Source organism: Comamonas sp. wu1-DMT, from assembly GCF_040187805.1.
In the GTDB taxonomy this organism is placed as follows: domain Bacteria; phylum Pseudomonadota; class Gammaproteobacteria; order Burkholderiales; family Burkholderiaceae_C; genus Comamonas; species Comamonas thiooxydans.
Genome location: NZ_JBANEM010000001.1, coordinates 241,622 through 260,433 on the forward strand (window position 1 = coordinate 241,622; position 18,812 = coordinate 260,433).

17 protein-coding genes are annotated in these 18,812 nt (G+C 60.8%); 14 read left to right on the plus strand and 3 right to left on the minus strand.

The genetic code is table 11. From position 1 onward, the window contains the following. Positions 1-31 precede the first annotated feature (31 nt). The 3 genes from V8Z78_RS01015 to V8Z78_RS01025 form a co-directional block, all read right to left on the minus strand. On the minus strand, positions 32-1,885 hold the full coding sequence (locus V8Z78_RS01015) for an enterochelin esterase domain-containing protein (protein ID WP_349730715.1): 1,854 nt from the start codon (positions 1,883-1,885) through the stop codon (positions 32-34). 16 nt (positions 1,886-1,901) lie between these two features. Continuing rightward, entirely contained in the window at positions 1,902-4,127 is a 2,226-nt protein-coding gene (locus V8Z78_RS01020; protein WP_349730716.1) for a TonB-dependent receptor, read from the minus strand. 153 nt (positions 4,128-4,280) lie between these two features. Then, positions 4,281-5,561: an XAC2610-related protein gene (locus V8Z78_RS01025; protein WP_179626122.1), complete on the minus strand. Its 1,281-nt coding sequence runs from the start codon at positions 5,559-5,561 to the stop codon at positions 4,281-4,283. Between the two features lie 133 nt (positions 5,562-5,694). Here V8Z78_RS01025 and V8Z78_RS01030 point away from each other — a divergent pair, with 133 nt between their 5' ends. The 14 genes from V8Z78_RS01030 to V8Z78_RS01095 all read left to right on the plus strand — a co-directional run bounded on the left by V8Z78_RS01030 (position 5,695) and on the right by V8Z78_RS01095 (position 18,753). Next, positions 5,695-6,888: an MFS transporter gene (locus V8Z78_RS01030; protein ID WP_057092179.1), complete on the plus strand. Its 1,194-nt coding sequence runs from the start codon at positions 5,695-5,697 to the stop codon at positions 6,886-6,888. Positions 6,889-7,737: 849 nt separating this feature from the next. Continuing rightward, positions 7,738-8,328, plus strand: a complete 591-nt coding sequence (locus V8Z78_RS01035) for an A24 family peptidase (protein WP_057092178.1) — start codon at positions 7,738-7,740, stop codon at positions 8,326-8,328. Between the two features lie 32 nt (positions 8,329-8,360). Beyond that, positions 8,361-9,206 (plus strand): Flp pilus assembly protein CpaB, encoded by an 846-nt coding sequence (gene cpaB, locus V8Z78_RS01040; RefSeq protein ID WP_057092177.1) that lies wholly within the window; start codon positions 8,361-8,363, stop codon positions 9,204-9,206. A 66-nt stretch (positions 9,207-9,272) separates the two neighbouring features. Next, complete coding sequence (locus tag V8Z78_RS01045) at positions 9,273-10,841, plus strand: type II and III secretion system protein family protein (RefSeq protein ID WP_057092176.1); 1,569 nt, start codon at positions 9,273-9,275, stop codon at positions 10,839-10,841. A 14-nt stretch (positions 10,842-10,855) separates the two neighbouring features. Then, complete coding sequence (locus tag V8Z78_RS01050) at positions 10,856-11,185, plus strand: hypothetical protein (protein ID WP_034408052.1); 330 nt, start codon at positions 10,856-10,858, stop codon at positions 11,183-11,185. Between the two features lie 163 nt (positions 11,186-11,348). Then, a complete protein-coding gene (locus tag V8Z78_RS01055; RefSeq protein WP_034408050.1) occupies positions 11,349-11,558 on the plus strand; it encodes a Flp family type IVb pilin in 210 nt (69 codons plus the stop codon). Between the two features lie 187 nt (positions 11,559-11,745). After that, complete coding sequence (locus V8Z78_RS01060) at positions 11,746-11,952, plus strand: Flp family type IVb pilin (RefSeq protein WP_057092174.1); 207 nt, start codon at positions 11,746-11,748, stop codon at positions 11,950-11,952. 116 nt (positions 11,953-12,068) lie between these two features. Continuing rightward, positions 12,069-13,295, plus strand: a complete 1,227-nt coding sequence (locus V8Z78_RS01065) for a pilus assembly protein TadG-related protein (protein WP_057092173.1) — start codon at positions 12,069-12,071, stop codon at positions 13,293-13,295. Between the two features lie 5 nt (positions 13,296-13,300). After that, entirely contained in the window at positions 13,301-13,744 is a 444-nt protein-coding gene (locus V8Z78_RS01070) for a TadE/TadG family type IV pilus assembly protein (protein ID WP_057094671.1), read from the plus strand. Continuing rightward, positions 13,741-14,184 (plus strand): TadE/TadG family type IV pilus assembly protein, encoded by a 444-nt coding sequence (locus V8Z78_RS01075; protein ID WP_280009186.1) that lies wholly within the window; start codon positions 13,741-13,743, stop codon positions 14,182-14,184. The genes V8Z78_RS01070 and V8Z78_RS01075 overlap by 4 nt, the downstream gene beginning before the upstream one ends. Before the next feature lie 15 nt (positions 14,185-14,199). Next, positions 14,200-15,360, plus strand: coding sequence for a CpaE/TadZ family protein (locus tag V8Z78_RS01080; RefSeq protein WP_057092171.1), 1,161 nt, complete (start codon positions 14,200-14,202; stop codon positions 15,358-15,360). Between the two features lie 27 nt (positions 15,361-15,387). After that, positions 15,388-16,803, plus strand: coding sequence for a TadA family conjugal transfer-associated ATPase (locus tag V8Z78_RS01085; protein WP_280009184.1), 1,416 nt, complete (start codon positions 15,388-15,390; stop codon positions 16,801-16,803). Positions 16,804-16,824: 21 nt separating this feature from the next. After that, positions 16,825-17,814 (plus strand): type II secretion system F family protein, encoded by a 990-nt coding sequence (locus tag V8Z78_RS01090; protein WP_039048642.1) that lies wholly within the window; start codon positions 16,825-16,827, stop codon positions 17,812-17,814. A gap of 27 nt (positions 17,815-17,841) precedes the next feature. After that, positions 17,842-18,753, plus strand: coding sequence for a type II secretion system F family protein (locus V8Z78_RS01095; RefSeq protein WP_057092169.1), 912 nt, complete (start codon positions 17,842-17,844; stop codon positions 18,751-18,753). The last annotated feature ends 59 nt before the right edge of the window (positions 18,754-18,812 follow it).

Genomic DNA, 18,812 nt, shown 5'->3' on the forward strand with positions numbered 1-18,812 from the left:
CTTTCAGCCCCTTTTTTTGTGCTTCCCAGACTCAGAGCCCGCAAGCCTGTTCAACCTGCTCCTTGAGCCCCTCGGTCGATGGCTCGCGCCCCGTCAGCGCCAGCAGCCCGCAGGCCAGCGAACCCTGCCAGTGCACATAGTCATGACCGGTGCTGTGCACACGCTGCACGACCTTGTTGCCCTTGGCACGCAGCACATCACCCAGCTCCTGGCTGGTTTCGCGTATGCCTGCCTGACCACCGCGAGCCCCTTCGTATAGGCCGGCATCAAAGTAAAAGCGAATGGGCAGTTGCGGTGCTTGCTCATACTGGCGAGCCAGCCAATTGGGCGACTCGCCCTTGGGAGCCCACCAATAGGAGCCCGAAAGACTGAGCACATTGCCAAACCACTGCGGATAGCGCAGCGCCACATAGCTTGAAGCCAGGCCGCCATAGCTCGATCCTGCGATCACCGTGCGCTCAGGTCCGGCCGCGATGCCCTGAGCCTTGAGCCAGGGCATGAGCTGCTTGCCCATGAAGTCGGCAAACACCGGGTTGGGCGGCAGTTCGCGGCTGCGCGCGTCGCCTGCGCCATTGGCCACCAGCACGACGGCTGTTGCAGGCAGCAGGCCGTCGGCCATCAGGTTGTCGATGATGGCGGGCGTGGGAACCTGGCGCAGATAGGCCTGGGCGTCGAACAGCACCAGCAGGGAACGCTGAGCCGCATCGGCCTGCTGCCAGCCCTGCGGCTTGTAGATCCAGATATCGCGTCCATTGCCCAGTGCCTGGCTGCCCAGCCAGTGACGCTGCAACTGGCCAGCTGCCACGCTGGCGCGGGACTGGCTCCAGGGTTGGGGCGGCGCCTTGGCCAGCGTCAGCACGGAGCGTCCGTCGTAGCGATCCTGCACTGCCTGCAGATCCGCAGACCGCCCCCAGCTCTGGCGATTGAGAGGGTCGCGCTGCAAAGTGGACAGAATGGCTCGGCGCTGAATCATGGCATCGGCCGAGACTGCAGGCACATCGGGAGCAAAACCATAGCTGAGCCGTGCATCCCTGGGCATGACGAAACTGGCCCACCAGACATCGCTGCTTCCGAGGCGCTGCAAAGGCTCATGGTTGCCCGATGGACTTCCGAACAGCCGCACGGACTGCCCGGCGCCGCGCCAGACAAAGCTCACCAATTGGTGCTCCGCATCCCAGGGCTCGATCAGCGGCGTGCCCTGGCGTTCCATTTCCAGCCAGAAGCTGCGGCTGTCGCCGCCCTGCGCCAGGCGCGCCTGCAAGGCCTTGAGTCTGGGGCTGCGCAGCGGCTCGGGTTCGATCTCTGCGGCAGGCGCATGGCTGGCCGCCAACGGCGCCAGCACCTGGGTGATCGTCAGCTCGTAGGCGCCAGGAATGGGCGCAGCATAGGTCGGAGCACCGATGTGTCCGTCCTGCGCCGCCAACACGCCGTTTGCCGCCGACGCATAGGGCTGGACCTTCTCGGCGCGCAGCACCAGACGCTCCTTCGCCATGCCCCGGCTTTGCCAGGTAAATGCGTGATCGACGCCTGCGCCCTGGCTCAGCCGCCGCAGATGGCGCCCGTCAGGCGTTTCCACATCCAGCACCACGCCCAACGCCTGCAGATTGCCGCGAACCACTGCGCCGGCCGGAGCCTCCAGCTGCAGGCTCAGCTTCTGTCCCGACGCCAGCCTGCCGGAGAACGGCTCCTGCACCGAAAGCAAGGAGGCCGCCTTGCCCGCGCTGTGAACAGTGCCGCCAGGCAAAGGCCGGGCCGCACCGGCCGAGCCGCCGATGCCGACGCTGGCCGCTGCCAGCAGACCTGGAACAAGCAAGGAGCGCAGCCCTTTGCCCGATGGTCTGTGGCCCATCATCGGCAGGCACAAACCTTGAAGATCTTCATGCATTGATGCTTCCCTCGCCTCAGAAGTCCACGGCAGCGCTGATGCGCACGGTGCGCGGTGCACCCACAGTCAGGAAGTTGTCGGCAAAGGCTCCAGCCCAGTAGCTGCGACCAAAGACGTTGTCCACCGTACCGCGCAAGACCACTTTCTTGTCGGCAACGCGCGTGGTGTAGCGGGCGCCGACATCAAAGCGCGTCCAGCTTGGTGCACGCAAGGTGTTGGCCGAGTTGACCCACTGCTTGCCTGTATGCACCATGCGTGCGTTCAGCGCCAGACCGGCCACACCCGGCACATCCCAGTCTGCCGCTAGATTGGCCGCCCAGCGCGCCGCGCCGAAAGCATCATGGCCGTCGTTGTTGGCGCCCTGGGTGCTGGTCAGCTTGGGCTGCAGGTACGTGATGCCGCCCAATACGCGCAAGCTGGAGCTCACGGCACCAAAGGTATTCCACTCCACGCCGCGATTGCGCTGCTCGCCATTGAGCTTGAGGGTATTGGCCGCCGTATCGATGGTGGTCGAAGGCTTCTCGATCTGGAACAGCGACAACGTATTCGTCCAGCCTGCGCGGCGCCACTTCACTCCCGCCTCCATCTGCTTGGATTTGTAGGGCGCGAATGTCTCGCCTGCATTGGCATAGGTGGAGCCGACCTCGAGACCGGGGCTCAGCCCCTCAATGTAATTGGCGTAGAAGGACAAATCCTCGCCCCAGGGCTTGGCCACCAGACCCAGCATGGGAGTCACAGCGCTCGCGTCGTAGCCCTTCATCTTCTGATTCACGCGCTGGTGGCGTGCGCCCAGCGTCAGCTGCAGCCTGTCCTGCAGCAGGCTCAGGGTATCGGCCACGGCGAAACTGCGGATCACATTGTCGTTTTCCTGGCGCACGGCATTGCGCGGTCCGGCCAGAACCGGCAGCACCGGATCGTAGATATTGGTGGTGTAGCTGCTGCTGACCACGATGGGCAGCGCGCGCCCGCTTTGCTGCTGCAGCTCGTTGAACGAGAACACCAGCTGATGGCCCACATCGCCGGTTTTGAAGCGGCCGCGCAAACCCGCGTCCAGCGCCGTGCTGTTGGTATAGCCCTGCAGGTTATAGGTCTGACCCACGGCAGAACCGTCGCCCACGGCATTGAGCACCACGCGTGTGCCTGTGGGCTGACCAGCATAGTCATGCCAGGCCTTGCCGAGGCTGCCGTAGAGCTGCCAGCTGTCGCTCAGCTCGAAGCTGCCGCGCAGTGCCACCGACTTGTTCTCCACTTCGGTGTTGACGCCGCGGAACAGATTGTTGCTGGCGTTCGGCGCGCCGATCAGATTCTTCATCTTGCCAAAGCTCACCATCACCGGGCTGCCGTTGTCCAGATTCACCTTGTAGTGATAGGCATCCAGTCCCAGCGTGAAGCGATCGCCTTGATAGTCGAGCGCCACGGCGCCCAGGCGGCGGCGGCGCTTCTGGTCGTCGACCTCGGTTTCCCCGCTGGACAGCGCGCCGTTAAAGCGTATGCCCAGGCGGCGCTCGGGGCCAAAGCGCCGCGATACATCCACATGCTCCTGCAGCTGCGAGCCCGAAGTGAAGGTGGTGGTCAGCCGTGTCAAATCCTCGGCCAGCGGCTTCTTGCTGACCACATTCACCACACCGCCCACCGCTCCATTGGGAGCCATGCCGCCAAGCAGCGCGCCCGGGCCCTTGAGCAGTTCCACGCGCTCGACCATCTCGGTCGGCACATGGCTGTCGGGCGCCAGGCCGTACAGGCCGTTGAATGCCACTTCGCTGGCGTTGACGTCGAAGCCCCGAATCACATAGTTCTCGTTGACATGGCCGGTATTGGTGGTAAAGCGCACCGAAGAGTCGTTTTCCAGCACGGCAGCCAGCGTGGCCGCATTCTGGTCGCGGATCAGCTCTTCGGAGTAGGCGGTGATGTTGAAAGCAGCATCCATCACATCCACATTGCCCAGCAGCCCCAGCGCCGCCCCTTTGGCAACCTGGGCGCCAGGGGCGAGCGCGGGCAGAGCGCTGCCGTCCTGCTTACCGGAAACCGTGACTTCGCTCAGGCGTTTTTCCTGCGCATCCGGCGTCTGGGACTGCGCCTGGGCGCCGGCACTCAAAACCACCAACACCGCCAGCCCCACGGCTGAGCGGGGGCTGCGGCAGGCCGCAGAAGAAAGCCAATGCGCGAATGGCGCGAACTGCGTGGATGCAAGCGCTGAAGCCGACGGCGCCTTGCCTGCGCCGCCACGAACTGGGGTTGCCATGTAGACCTCGTTTTGATTGATCTCCTATGGCTAAAACGAAGTGCGTGGCTAAGGCTTGTTGAGAATGAGTCTCAATTTGTTAAATTGTATAACAAGCAAACTTTCTTAAAACGATAGCAGCAAGCGATTTCCATGCATAGCGATAAGTCGTTTTCAATGCTGGACCCGAGCTGGATTTTCCACCTCGCAGTCCTGCTCGGCGTTCTCGCTCATCAGCACACGCACCACCTTGCGGGCATCGGCATCGAAGACCGCGATATCGGGGCAGTAACGGACACCTTGGGGCGTATCGACCTTGCGGTAGCTTGCGCCATAGGCCTTGAGGACTTGGGGTGGCTGTCCGGCTCTGGGCTCGGCCAGCACCTGGACCAGGTTCTGGCTCATGGTGGCAGCGGGATCGGTATCACACCAGTCGGCAGCAGGCTCCTGCGCCAGACTCAGCTCGCCGCCGCGCTGGTAGAGACCGGCAGGCCAGCGCACATGGCCTTGCGCATAGTCCGGTACCTGATAGCAGGCCATGAGCTTGCCGCCCTTGCGCACCGGCAGCATATGGCTTTCGGCCTGCTCGACCAGCTCCGGCCCCGCAGCCTTCCAGGCATAGATGTCCACGCCATGGCTGCAGCAGCTGGCACGCCATTCGCTGTAGATGCGCTTGGCCTTGCCATCGAAGGCGGGCGAGCTGATGTCCTGCAGGGACTGCGGTCCCAGCACCAACTTCTGCGCTCCCGGGTCGTAAAGCCAGGTGCGGTGCGCAATATTCGGCCCTGCAGGCAGATCCAGCGCCTGGGTCAGATCCGGCCAGCCGTCAAAATTCGCATCCACCCAGCTCGGCTGCACCAGCCAGCAACTGCCCACGGCGGCGGTCGGCAGGCTTTGCTTAAGACGCCCCTTCTCATAGACCTGAATGGCGGAAACTTGAAGATCCGTATGTTCGCCGCAGTCGGCCAGGGAGCGCAGCCTCTGATTCATCAGCAGACGCAGCTCGTAATGCAGTGCATGGGGAAAAGCCGGGGGCTGGCGCAGCAGATTGACCGGCCAGCGTCTTTTGCCATCCATGGACTGCCACTGTCCCTGCAGACGCGGCGGCGCCATGCCAGGCAAGGCCGCCAGCGACCAGCGGCCCGACGGCCTGGGATCGCTGGCACCCGCCATCGGCGTCTCGGTCAGCTGTCCGCTTGCCGAGCCTTCCAGATCAAGCGTGGCGCCAGGCCGATTGCAGGGTTCATAGCAATAGCTGCCGCCGACGGCTCCGTCGAGCCGCCACAACTCCAGCTTGACTGCCTTGCCGGCAATCTCGCCGCGATAGCTGGCCGACCAGACCACCGCTTCATGCGGGGTGTCTGCCGTCTCGGCATGCGCCATCGACGCCCAGCTCATGAGCGCCATAGCGATGTTCAGGCTCGCAGCCCAGTCACTCAGGCATTTCAACGTCATATCACTTCCATTCACTTCGATCACCAGGCTCGCGACTGCATCATGGCCGCAGCAAACCTTTTAATGTGCGGCCAATATGAATGCTGCAAGATGTGACAAATCTGCGTACAAGCATGGGCAGCCAAAGCGATTTATGCAATCAGACAACAACACACAACAAAGCCGCAATATGGGCCTGCTGGTCGCAGCCCAGTCCCTGGGAGGTGCCTCTCCGCCCATCATCATCTCGCTGGGCGGGCTGGTCGGGCAGCAGCTGTCATCCAATCCCACGGCGTCCACCTTGCCGGTCAGCATCTACCAGCTCGGGCTGGCGCTGTCCACCCTGCCTGCGGCCTGGATCATGAACCGCATGGGCCGCCGCGCGGCCTATGTGCTGGGCGCCATTCTGGGCGTGATCTCCGGCGTGGTCGCCGCGCAAGGCATTGCCCACAGCGACTTCGTCACCTTCTGCATCGGTACGGCGCTGGCCGGCTTCTATGCGGCCTGCGTGCAGAGCTACCGCTTCGCCGCCACCGATCTGGTGAGCGAGCCCGCGCAGCAGGCCAAGGCCATTTCGCGCGTGATGATCGGCGGCCTGATTGCCGCCATCATCGGCCCGCAGGTCGTGATCTGGACCCGTGACGCCCTGCCTGCCACCCCGTTTGCCGGCAGCTTCTATAGCCAGGCGGCCCTGGCCTTGCTGGCCCTGCCCCTGCTCATGGGCCTGCGTCTGCCTCCACCACAGAGCAAGCAGGCCGTGGCCGGCGACGCCAGGCCTCTGGGCGAGATTGCCCGCACGCCCCAGTTCGTCGTGGCCTGCGCGGCCGGTGTGGTCAGCTACGGTTTGATGGCGTTTTTGATGACCGCTGCGCCCATGGCCATGGTGGGCTGCGGCCACAGCGTGGGCGAAGCCGCCATGGGCATCCAATGGCATGTGCTCGCCATGTTCGTGCCCAGCTTTTTTACCGGCAAGCTGATTGCACGCTATGGCAAGCGGCCCGTGACCGCTCTGGGCCTGCTGATGATAGGCGCGGCCGGTGTGCTGGCCTTGATGGGCCTGGATATCTTCCACTTCTGGGGCTCGCTGATTTTGCTGGGCGTGGGCTGGAACTTCGGCTTCATCGGCGCCACGGCGCTGCTGACCGAGTGCTACCGCCCCTCGGAGCGCGCCAAGGTGCAGGCACTCAACGACTTCCTGGTCTTCGGCACAGTGGCCGTGGCCTCGTTCGGATCGGGCCAGCTGCTGCACAGCGCTGGCTGGAACGGCATCAATATCGGCATGCTGCCCTTGGTGGCCGTCGTGCTGGTGCTGCTGGGCCTGCACAGCCAGCGCAGAGCAAAGGCCTGAAGCTGCTCCGATGTTTCCCGCCTTCAGACAGCTATCAAAATAGATAGCTGTCACCACTTTACTGGCAATGGAATCAATTGATTTCATCCATGAAATCCATTTAGGTAAAGCGCTACAAGCTATATTTTATATAGCATAGCTTTCCCTGTGAATGCACCGATCGGGTGTTGCCTGAAGGCCGGGTCAACGCTCGCAGCAGACCGTCGGCAGGACCGCCGCCGACAGGCCAGGAAGGAAATGCAGGCCTCCAGCCGGGCTGCAGCTTGCTGAGGATTACCCTGACCTCATCCCTCAAAGCGGCTACTCAGCCCCGCCGCAACCTTGCTCCCGGGCCGTGATGCCGACGCCCGGGCCTGCCCGCCATGCAGCAGCGGCCACTTCAGGCCCCGGAACATGGGTAACGCACATCGCGCATTTCAGCGCCTGCCGGCCCCCGCCGGGCCAGCTCTGTCTTCAAACCGTGCAGCGTCTATGCCGCCTGCCTGGCTCCTTTGCGGGCGGGCTCCAGGCAAGGCCTTGCGATCGCGCTCTGTAGCCGACACCGACCGCGGGCCGATCTGCGTCATCAAGCGCATGAGACCACTGCTTACGCAACCTACAACGGCGTCACATTTGCATCTCATGCAGATTAGAAAAATTCTTACGAACCAGAATATTGATAAGCGATTTCTATAGGAATAGTATTTCCACAAAATTAAACAAAAGAATGAAGTTGATAGAAAAATTGTATTTAGTCACATATCGCCCGAATCCTGTAGACATCAGTCAGATGAGCTGAACGCAGCAGACCGCCAGCGTCAACTCTGAGGCCCGAACAGGATTCGCTGAACACAGGACTGGAGATTGACCATGACATCTTCCGAACTCAGCGCAGCATCCGAACTCGTGGCCGCCGTTTTCACCGAGCCGCGTTCGCTGATCCTGTTGCTGCTTTTGCTGGCAGCCAGCATCAGTGACCTACGCACACGGCGCATCCCCAATCGCTTGACCTTCGGTGGCATCACCCTGGCCCTGCTCTATGGTCTGCTGGCCCACCACCCCCATGGCGGCGGCTTTTTCTCGGCGCTGGGCGGCATGGCGGTAGGCCTGGCATTGATGCTGCCTCTCTATCTGCTGCATGCCATGGGAGCCGGCGACGTGAAGCTGATGGCCATGGTCGGCAGCTTTCTAGGCCCCGCCGCCACCTGTCAGGTCGTGATCTTTGTCTTTATCACCGGCGGCTTGGCAGCCATCAGCTACGCACTCTGGCATCGCATGGCCGGCAAGCTGGTGCGCAACTCGGCCGAGGCAGTGCAGTTGCTCTACGTCAATGTCGCTGCGGGGATCCGTCCCGATGCCCGCTCCAACTCGGCGCATTCGGTAGGCACCTTGCCTTACGGCGTCAGCATCGCCCTGGGAACCCTGGCGTTCCTGGTCGCTCGGCAGTTCACCTGGGTCTAGTCACTTACATCACGGCATAGCGGGAGCCTCCCATGAAAAACCTCAAAGCTTTGGGTCTGTTTATCCTCGCAGCGCTGGCCAGTCTGGCAGCGGCTGTCTACGCCGCCAACTGGGTGGCCCAACGCGGCAGCCTGGACGCCGACAAGGTGGTTGTCGCTGCCACCGACATTCCACTGGGCGGCAAGATTTTGCCGAACATGCTGAACACAGTGGACTGGCCGCGGGGCTCCATACCCGATGGCGCATTCCATGACATGCAACAGCTGCAGGATCGCGTCGTCAAGGTCGGCGTGCTGCGTGGCGAAGCCGTGCTCGAAGGCAAGCTGGCACCCGTAGGCACCAAAGGCGGACTGGCAGCCGTCATCGCTCCGGGCAAGCGGGCCATGACGGTACGCGTCAACGATGTGGTCGGTGTTGCGGGCTTCGCCCTGCCCGGCAATTACGTGGATGTGGTGGTCAATGCCCAGCAGGAACAGAACGGCAAGACAGAAGAGTCGCGCCAGATCAGCAAAACCGTGCTGGAGAACGTGCTGGTTCTGGCCGTGGCCCAGGAAGCCGATCGTGACGAGACCAAACCCAAGGTGGTGAGCGCCGTCACCCTCGAGCTGAGCCCGGAAGATGCCGAGAGGCTCGATCTTGCACGCAGCGTGGGCAATCTTTCACTGGTGCTGCGCAACCAGGTCGATAAGGACCCGACCAGCACCGTCGGCATCACCAAGCACCAGCTGTTTGGAACACCTGAGCCCGTGCCTGCCCCCGTCAAGGTCGCAGCACCCGCCAAACCCGTGATGCAGCGAGCCAGGCCCGCACCCCAGGCTTCGACAGCCACCTGTGTCGAAGTGATCCAGGGCGGCGCTCGAACTCTCAACTGCTTCTGATCTTCTACTCGCAACAACTCAGAGAGGTCGGCTGTGCAACATCATCACCTATATATAGCAGCTAGCATGCTGCTCGCCAGCTCAGCGCCTGTGCTGGCCCAATCTGCGGGCACACCTGCCCAGCCCGGCCCCGTGGCTGCGGCAGCTCCCGCAGCTCCCCGCACCACCCTGCCCGCCAGGAATTGCACGGCCATCCGCACGGAGGATCCGACCACCGTCACGCTGGGGAAATCCGTGGTCATTCCGCTGAGCTCGCCCATGGCGCGCATCCTGGTCAGCGGCCAGACGCCCGGAGCGGGCCAGTCAGCAGCGCCCATGGCCGCGAATGCCCAACCGCAAATGCAGAACGGCATGGGTGATATCGAGGTGCAATTGCTCAGCCCACGAGACCTGTTCTTTCGCGGCCGCAAGTCCGGCTCCATGAACGTCATCCTGCAAAACGCCCAGGGTGCCTGCTTCATCAAGGACGTGATCGTCACCATGGACCCGGGGCCGCTGCAGGCCAAGCTCAGCGAGCTCATGCCCGAGGAACGCAGCATCCGCGTCCAGGGCGCCGACAATGCCCTGGTCCTGAGCGGGGAGATCAGCAATCCGCTGCGCCTGGACGATGTGGTGACGCTCGCCGGCGCCTACAGCGACAGCAAGAAGATCGTCAACCTGCTGCGCACCACTTCGCCTCACCAGGTGATGCTGGAGGTCAAGATAGCCGAGGTCAGCAAGACATTGCTCGACAAGCTCGGTGCCAGTCTTGCGGGCCAGCGCATCACCAGCAATGGCATGAATACATTCTCCATCGCCTCCAACTTCCTCAGTGGCGGCGGCGGGCTGCTGAGCGCCATGCGCATAGGCAAAGGCTCGATCAGCATTGACGGCCAAAAAGACGACGGCCTGGTACGTATTCTGGCCGAGCCCAACATCATGGCCATCAGCGGCCAGCAGGCCAGCTTTCTCTCGGGCGGCAAGATCTTTATTCCCGTGGCACAGAGCAATACCACTGGCGTGCCAGTGATGACGCTGGAGGAAAAAGAGTTCGGCATCGGCGTCAAGTTCACGCCCACCGTACTGGGTGGCTCGCGCGTCAATCTCAAGCTGGTCTCAGAAGTGTCCGACCTGTCTCAGACAGGCTCACCCTTCACCGCCATCAACGGCGTCACCTCCGTCATTCCCTCGCTTTCGGTGCGACGCGCAGACACCACGGTGCAGCTCAATGACGGGCAAAGTCTGGTCATTGCCGGTCTCATCAAAAACAACATCACCGAGGCCGTCAAACGCTTTCCGGGACTGGGGGAAATACCGGTTCTCGGCGCACTGGCCCGCAGCACCGAGTTCCAGACCGATCAGACCGAGTTGATGTTCATCATCACTCCGCGCCTGGTGCAGGCACTCGCAGAAGCACCCAGAGTGCCCACCGACAACCATGTCCCGCCCTCACGCGCCGAGGTCTATCTCAACGGTGCGCTGGAGAGCTCCAAGCCCGCGTCAGCCGCGAAGACTGCGCCCGCCGCAGCCATGCCGTCCGGCACTGCAACCCCAGCTCCGGCTCTTGCCCCGGTAGCAGCACCTCAGGAGCTGCAACCGCAAGCACCGGCCGAGCCCTCGGTTGACCGTCCCGCCCCCCTGAACCCGCCCACCTGAACCGGAGGCAAGCCATGATCGAACGCAGCATCCTATTTCCCGTGGCCCTCGCCGCCCTGCTGGCGGGCTGCGGCAGCACAACCCCTCACTACGACGCTCGTTTTGGCGAGGCTGTGCGCACCGCCCGCATGCAGATGACCCTCAACCCTGAAGCCGGCAAGACTCCTGGCGTCGGTGTTGATGGAGCCACCGGCATGGACGGTCGAGCCGCAGCGCACACCATGGAGCGCTACGAGCGCAGCTTTAAAACGCCACCGCAGGCAGTCAATGTCATCAACATTGGCGGCTCGCTGACCGGCAACCAAAGCGGCGGCGCAGGAGGAGGCAGCGGCGGTACGCCCTAGTCCTTGGAATCTCCAGATCTCAGTTCATCAGTTCCACACCATTGAATTTGAAAGGAGAGCAGATCGCATCGCGGCCTTGCACGCCACTTGCCGCCGGCCCTGCAAACCGGCACCCAACCCGTGTAGATGTTTTCGATCCGTTACTCACTTTAGAGGTATCACCATGAACAGCATCGCTCAGCAATTTGGCCATTCCCTGCAATCCTTTGTCCAGGATGAAGAAGGTGCGCAGATCATCGAATACGCGCTCGTCGTAGCCGTAGTGTCCATCGGACTGATTCTTCTGATGAAGTCTTCAATCAGCAACGCCCTCTTCACTGATTGGCTCACCAAAGTCAAGGCTTGCCTGACCAACTCGGCTAGCTGCACCTGACTGTATTGAGAGGTAAGCCATGACGGAGCCGCGCTCACTGTCATGGCCATTAGCAAAGAACCGATCAAGGCGCATTGCACCATGAAAAACAGCCCGCACGACTGGACCACAACCCGGCACATGCGCGGTTCTGGCGCCGCGCTACAGCGCCAGCATGGAGCCGTTGACCCAACTTTGAGGTATCACCATGAACAGCATCACTCAGCATTTTGGCCATTCCCTGCAAGCCTTTATCCAGGATGACGAAGGCGCGCAGATCATCGAATACGCGCTCGTCGTAGCCGTAGTTTCCATTGGACTGATTGTTCTGATGAAGTCCTCCTTAGGCAGCACCCTCTTCGATGATTGGCTCACCAAAGTCAAGGCTTGTCTGACCAACACGAATTGCACCTAACTCTGTCCGCAGATAAGCCATGACGGTCGTCTGGTCCGTCATGGCTCTCCGACAAATTACTCCATTCAGAGCACATCATGAGAAACCACCCACAACTCAGGTCCAAAGCCCGGCCCATGCGTGGTTCTGCCGCACAGCGGCGGCAGCATGGTGCCTTTCTGATTACCTTTGCCCTGTTCATGCTGTTCCTGCTGGGCTTTATGGGCATTGCATTGGATTTGGGCCGGCTGTTTATCGTCAAGACCGAACTGCAGACGGCCATGGACAGCTGCGCGCTGGCAGCGGCACGAGAACTCAATGGTCAATCTGACGCCATCACGCGCGCCCAGAACGCAGGCATGGCGGCGGGTAACAGCAACAACGCCAATCTGCAATCCGCTAACTGGAACGGACAGGGAAAGCTCCCCGCCACTGGCATCAGCTTTCGGAAACAGGATTACGTCACTCCGACATCGGACGGCAAGCTGGCACGTTATGCCGAATGCCAGTACTCCATGAGCAGCATCAAGCTCTGGCTGCTGCAAGCCATGGGGGCCTTTACCGGCGATAGCGCCACCTGGCCCAATACAGGCACCGTGGAAGCGAGGGCCGTGGCAACTCGCGCGCCTTCACAAAGTGCCTGCCCAATTCCCGTGCAACTGAAAAAGGCAAAGTTCGATGCACTGAACAGTTCGCCCGGTGGCGGCAAAGGCACCTGGATCGTCGCCATGACCAAATCGGGTGGCGGCAGCGACTTCGGTTGGTCCAATCTGGATGGTTCCACCAGTGCCACTGAAACATGGGCTGAGCTGGAAGGGAAATACTGCAACACCCAGTTTCCCCAACTCCCCCTTGATACCAACGGCTTGAAAGCCTCGGCTTTCGAATACTGGAACCATCGTTTTGGTATTTACAAAAAGGCTTCAGACACCCCGTCTCAGAACCCTAGTGCGAGCCGCCCCGATTACACGGGCTATATCTACACCGACACCAACTGGCCAAGCAAATTCAATGCCTACGACGGTCCTGCTCAAGGCGGCACCTCCAACTTCATAACGCAGCGCCAATCGTTTACCCCTTGTGGGCCCAGCTGTCCCGCCAAAGGCAATGAAACCGTGATAGGGACCGCCGAGATCAAACTTTTTGGTGCCGACCGCCGCCTGGTACTCGTCCCTGTAGTGAATACCGGTGGCTATGTCGTCAATTTCGCCTGCATGTTGATGCTGCAACCGCTTCCCAGCCCAATCAAAGAGGACATTTCCCTTGAATACCGGGGCAATGCCACCGACCTAGACAGTCCCTGCACCACCACCGGCCTGGCAGGCGGTACATACGGCCCATTGGTACCCGTCCTTGTAAGGTGAACCTCATGCGCAAATATCAGCATCAACAACAAGGGGCAGCGCTGATTGAGCTGGCGCTAAGCATTCCTTTCATGATCATGCTGAGCATGATCGTCATCGAGTTCGGCCGTGCCCTTTACGAATACAACACGGTGACCAAGTCGGTACGCGATGCCGCGCGCTATCTCTCGGCAAACACGCCTAACACCTTATGCCCTGACGCCCAGAATCTGGTGGTCTACGGTACAACGACGGCGGGCAGCCAACCCCTCGCCCCCGGACTCAAGACCAGCGCTGTGAGCTGCAGCTGGCAGACCACGGGTGCGCTCCCGCTGATCAATACCGTCACCGTCACGGTTACCGGGTATCACTTCACGTCACCGATATCCAGCGTGTTCGGCCTGCAGCTGTTCACCAACGGCGGCATCAACTTCGGCAATATCACCGCCACGATGAGGACGCTGACATGAAACACCTCACTCAACGCGGCTCCACACTCATTGAATTTGCACTGGGGCTGCTGATCTTTCTGATGTTCCTGCTGGGTGTGGTGGATTTCAGCCGCCTGCTCTACACCTGGACCGCAGCCAACGAAGCCACGCGTGCCGGTGCTCGCTATGCGGTGGTGTGCGATGACCAGAACCGACAAACCAAGGTGCTTCAGCACATGCAGCACCGGCTGCCGCAAATCACCGCTGTGGACGTGATTTGGAAACCCGACAGCTGCACGACGGCTACCTGCAAGAGCGTCACGGTAAGCATCCCCAAAGACGGCCTGAAGTTCCAATGGATCGCGCCCATCGTGGGTTCGGCGGCGCAGACGGTCATCGGCATGCAGGGATTTAGCACCACCCTACCGCGTGAAATCATGTACCAGGACTCCAACGCCCAATCGGACTGCACTCCTTGACCAGCGAGAACTCGTATGAAAATCGCCATCATCTCCCCCAACACCGCCCATCTCCGCGAGATGGCCCATGTGCTGCAAGAGCAATCGCATCTGGTGCAGACCTTCGAGGGTGGCAAGACCCGCATGCCCACGATTGCCGAGCAGGAGCAGCCGGATCTGATGATCGTCGATGGTATGTGCTGCGACCCCGCAGACCTGGCTCCTGTGGAACAGGTAACCACCCATCACCCACGTATGGCCGTGGTCCTGCTGTGCGCCCAGCAGACACCAGAGTTTCTGCTGCAATCCATGCGGGCGGGCGTGCGCGAGGTTCTGCCATCGCCGCCGCCGCCGCAGGCGCTGGCCGATGCCGTTCAGCGCCTTGCCAGCAAATTGCAGGACAGCTCCCCCAGCCGTGCACAAGGGCAAGTCATGGCCTTTCTGCCCTGCAAGGGCGGTGCCGGGGCCACCTTCCTGGCCACCAATCTGGGTTGGGCACTGGCGCAAAAGCACTCCGTGCTGTTGATCGACCTGAATCTGCAGTTTGGCGATGCGCTGCCCTATCTGCATGAAGGCAAACCAAGCTCGACATTGGCAGATGTGGCACGCGATCTTCACCGTCTTGACGCCTCTTTTCTCACAGCCAGCACGGTAAAGATCACACCGCGTCTGCATGTGCTGGCGGCCCCCGAAGATGCCATGCATGCCATGGAAGTGGAGCCCGGGCATATTGAAGCCATCGTGCAACTGGCTGCCACGCGCTATGACTTTGTGCTGCTGGACATGGGGCGCGTGCTGGACCCCTTGGCTCTGCGCGTGCTCGACAAAGCGCAGTGCATTGTTCCTGTGCTGCTGCCCAACGTACCCGCCGTGCGCAATGCGCAAAAGCTGCTGCGCATGTTCCACGATCTGGGCTACCCGGAAAGCCGCCTGCATCCGGTGCTGAACAGGGTGGACAGGCGCAGCGAAATCGGTCTGTCTGAAGTGCGCAAGACCCTGGGCCTGGAGCAGCAATGGCGCAGCATTCCCGACTCAGCCCAGGAAGTACAAGCAGCCATCAACGCTGGAGCACCGCTGGCCGAATCCGCTCGCAGTAGCAGCGTGGTGCGCGAGCTGACGGCCTGGGCCGATGCACTGTCACCTCGAACTCATGAAGAAAACGGTAATTTTTTGAACCGGCTCTTTCGCCGGGCGTAGGCATCCGTATTGCAGAAGGAGACTGTCATGTCACTACGAGATTTCTTGACCGCGCCATCGACACGCACGCCCAAGCCTCTGCTGCAGGTCGTGTCTGAGTCCACAGATATGTCGGCCGTGCCGGCAGCAGAGCCTCCTCCGCCATCCACCCCCATCTATGGTCACTCTGCAGCCTATCTGGCACTCAGAAGCCGCATTCATGCCAAGCTGCTGGAGCGGTTTGATCTTGCTGCCCTGGATGCAGTATCCGTGCAGACACTGCAGCAAGAAATTGCGACCATGACCGAGCGACTACTGACTGAGGACTCCGCGGCCATCAACGATCTTGAAAGAAAAATGCTGATCCGAGATATCCAGCACGAGATGCTGGGTTTCGGTCCACTCGAGCTGTTGATGGCCGACCCTTCGGTATCGGACATCCTCGTCAATCGCTACGATCAGATCTATGTGGAACGCCAGGGCCGGTTGGAGTTGACACCCGTTGTCTTTACCGATGAAAAGCATTTGCTGCGCATCATTGACAAAATCGTTTCACGCATAGGCCGGCGCATCGACGAATCCAGCCCCATGGTCGATGCCCGCCTGCCAGATGGTTCGCGCGTGAATGCAGTCATCCCGCCCGTGGCCCTTGATGGCCCCATGATGTCGATCCGGCGCTTTGCACGCATCCCTTTGCGCATGGAAAATCTGATCAACGATCTCAAAAGCCTGACACCTGGCATGGCCCTGGTTCTTGAGGCTCTGGCCAAGGCCAAGGTGAACATGATCATCTCTGGCGGCACCGGGGCCGGCAAGACAACCCTGCTCAACATTCTCTCTAGCTATATTCCTACAACGGAACGCGTGGTCACCATCGAGGATGCGGCCGAGCTGCAACTGCAGCAGCCTCATGTGGTGCGCATGGAAACGCGCCCGCCCAATATAGAAGGCCGTGGCGAAATCACGCAGCGATCCCTTGTGCGTAACGCACTGCGCATGCGCCCTGACCGCATCATCATCGGCGAAGTCCGGGGCGCCGAAGCGGTAGACATGCTGCAGGCCATGAACACCGGCCACGAAGGCTCATTGACGACCATCCATGCCAATACGCCACGCGACTCTTTGGCTCGGCTCGAGAACATGGTCGGCATGGCAGGCCTCAATCTGCCGCACCAGGCCGCACGCCAACAGATTGCATCGGCCATTACGGTGATCGTGCAGGCACTCCGGCTCACGGATGGCAAACGCAAGATCACCAGCATCCAGGAGATCACGGGCATGGAGGGGGATGTGGTGACCATGCAGGAGATCTTTGCCTTTACCCAGACCGGGATCAGCGCAAGTGGCGAAGTCCAGGGGTATTTCCACGCCACGGGTGTCAGACCCAAGTTCGCCGATCGGCTAAAAGGCTTCGGCATTGCGTTGCCCGACAGCATCTTCGCTCCAGAGCGCCACTATCAATGAACTCCGCAAAAAGGTGCCGCCATGCTGTCCTTTTTTTCTTCCCACTCGATCCTGGTAATCATCGGTCTGGTGTTTGTAGCAGTACTCCTGCTACTGGAAGCACTGCACACGATCTGGAAGAAGTACAAGAGTCCTGAGGCAAAGCGGCTTGAGCGCCGGCTCAGAGCCTTATCAGCAGCCGATGACAACAGCAATCCGACCAAGCTGGTCAAGGAGCGCGTACTTAGCGATATGCCCAGAATGCAGCGTGTGCTGCAAACCATGCCGCGCGCACATCAGCTAGACCGCTTCATTGTTCAATCAGGCCTGGACTGGACGGTTTCGGGCTTGCTGCTAGGCAGTGCAATACTGTTTGCGCTAGGTATGCTGACAACCATCATGCTTCGCCAGCCCATGGAGTTGGGCGTGCTTTCAGGCTTGGTGCTGGGTTCCCTTCCATGGCTGTTTCTGCAACGCAAAAGACTGCAGCGCCTGAAACGTATGGAGCACCAACTCCCAGAAGCGCTGGACCTTATAGCGCGCGCATTGCGCGCAGGCCATGCATTTTCCGCAAGCCTGCAAATGGCTGGAGAGGAACTGACCGAACCTATCGCCGACGAGTTCCGCCTGGTGCATGATGAGATCAACTATGGCACATCGCTACAGCAGGCCTTGACCAATCTGGGTGAGCGGGTACCGATCACAGATCTGCGCTACTTCATCGTCGCCGTACTCATACAGCGCGAATCTGGCGGCAACCTCACCGAGATGCTCAGCAACCTGAGTCGCCTGATCCGCGAGCGGCTCAAGCTCCATGCCAAGGTCCGCGTGCTCTCCGCTGACGGGCGAATGTCGGCCTGGTTCCTGGGTTTGATGCCATTTGGACTGGCCGCTCTGCTCAATCTAATGAACCCGGAATTCATGCATCCGCTCTGGACTGACCCTATTGGCATCACCATTCTGAAATGGTTGGCCGCACTGATGGTCATAGGCCTGTTGCTGCTGCGCCGCATCGCCCGTATCAGGGTTTGAGTCCATCTGAAACGCAAGGAGTCCTCCATGTTGATCGTCGCCCTGCTCACTTTCACCGCCGTCATGCTGGCTGCTGGAGCCTTGTTCTTCTGGGCAACACCAACAGTCGCCGAGCGACGCTTACAGTCACTTACCCCCACCTCTCAAGACAAAGGGTGGACAGAAACAGTCGTCAAGCTGGTCGGCCCATTTGCACACCTGTCGTCACCCACCAAAGACAGTGATGCAACGCCATTGCGGCTGCGCTTTCTGAATGCCGGCATCCGCCACGAGAGTGCACCACTGCTGTACTTTGGAGTCAAAACGCTGCTGCCTATTGCTTTGGGGCTGGCGGTGTACTCGCTCATGCGGGCAACCAGCAAGGCAGATAGCACCCAGCTATTGTTCTTCCCCTTGGTGACCGCTCTTGTGGCCTGCTACCTGCCGAATCTGGTTCTGCGCTGGATGGCCTCGCGCCGCAAGCGCGAGATCTTTGAAAATTTTCCCGATGCCGCTGATTTGATGCTGGTCTGCGTAGAAGCAGGCATGGGCCTGGATGCCGCGCTGGGCAAGGTAACCGATGAAATTCGCATCAAAAGTGAAGCCCTGGCGGAGGAGCTCCACTGGACCAACCTGGAAATGCGTGCCGGCAGCACTCGCGAAAAATCCTTGCGAAATCTGGCCGCCCGCACCGGTGTAGATGAAATTCACACTTTTACGGCCATGCTGGCGCAGGCAGACCGATTTGGTACCAGCATAGGCGAATCGCTCCGGGTTTTCTCGGATGATCTACGCCACAAACGGCAAATGCGCGCCGAAGAGCTCGCTGCCAAGATCCCCACCAAGATGCTGCTGCCGCTGGTGACCTGCATCTTCCCGGCCATCATCATGGTGGTTCTGGGTCCGGCCATCATTCGAATCGTGCGCATGATCCTGCCCATGATGGGCGGTAGCATGTGAGGGCTCCAACAGTGGTTCGGATTCGCCTCTCGGGCTAGATATCCTGAAAGCAATCCCAA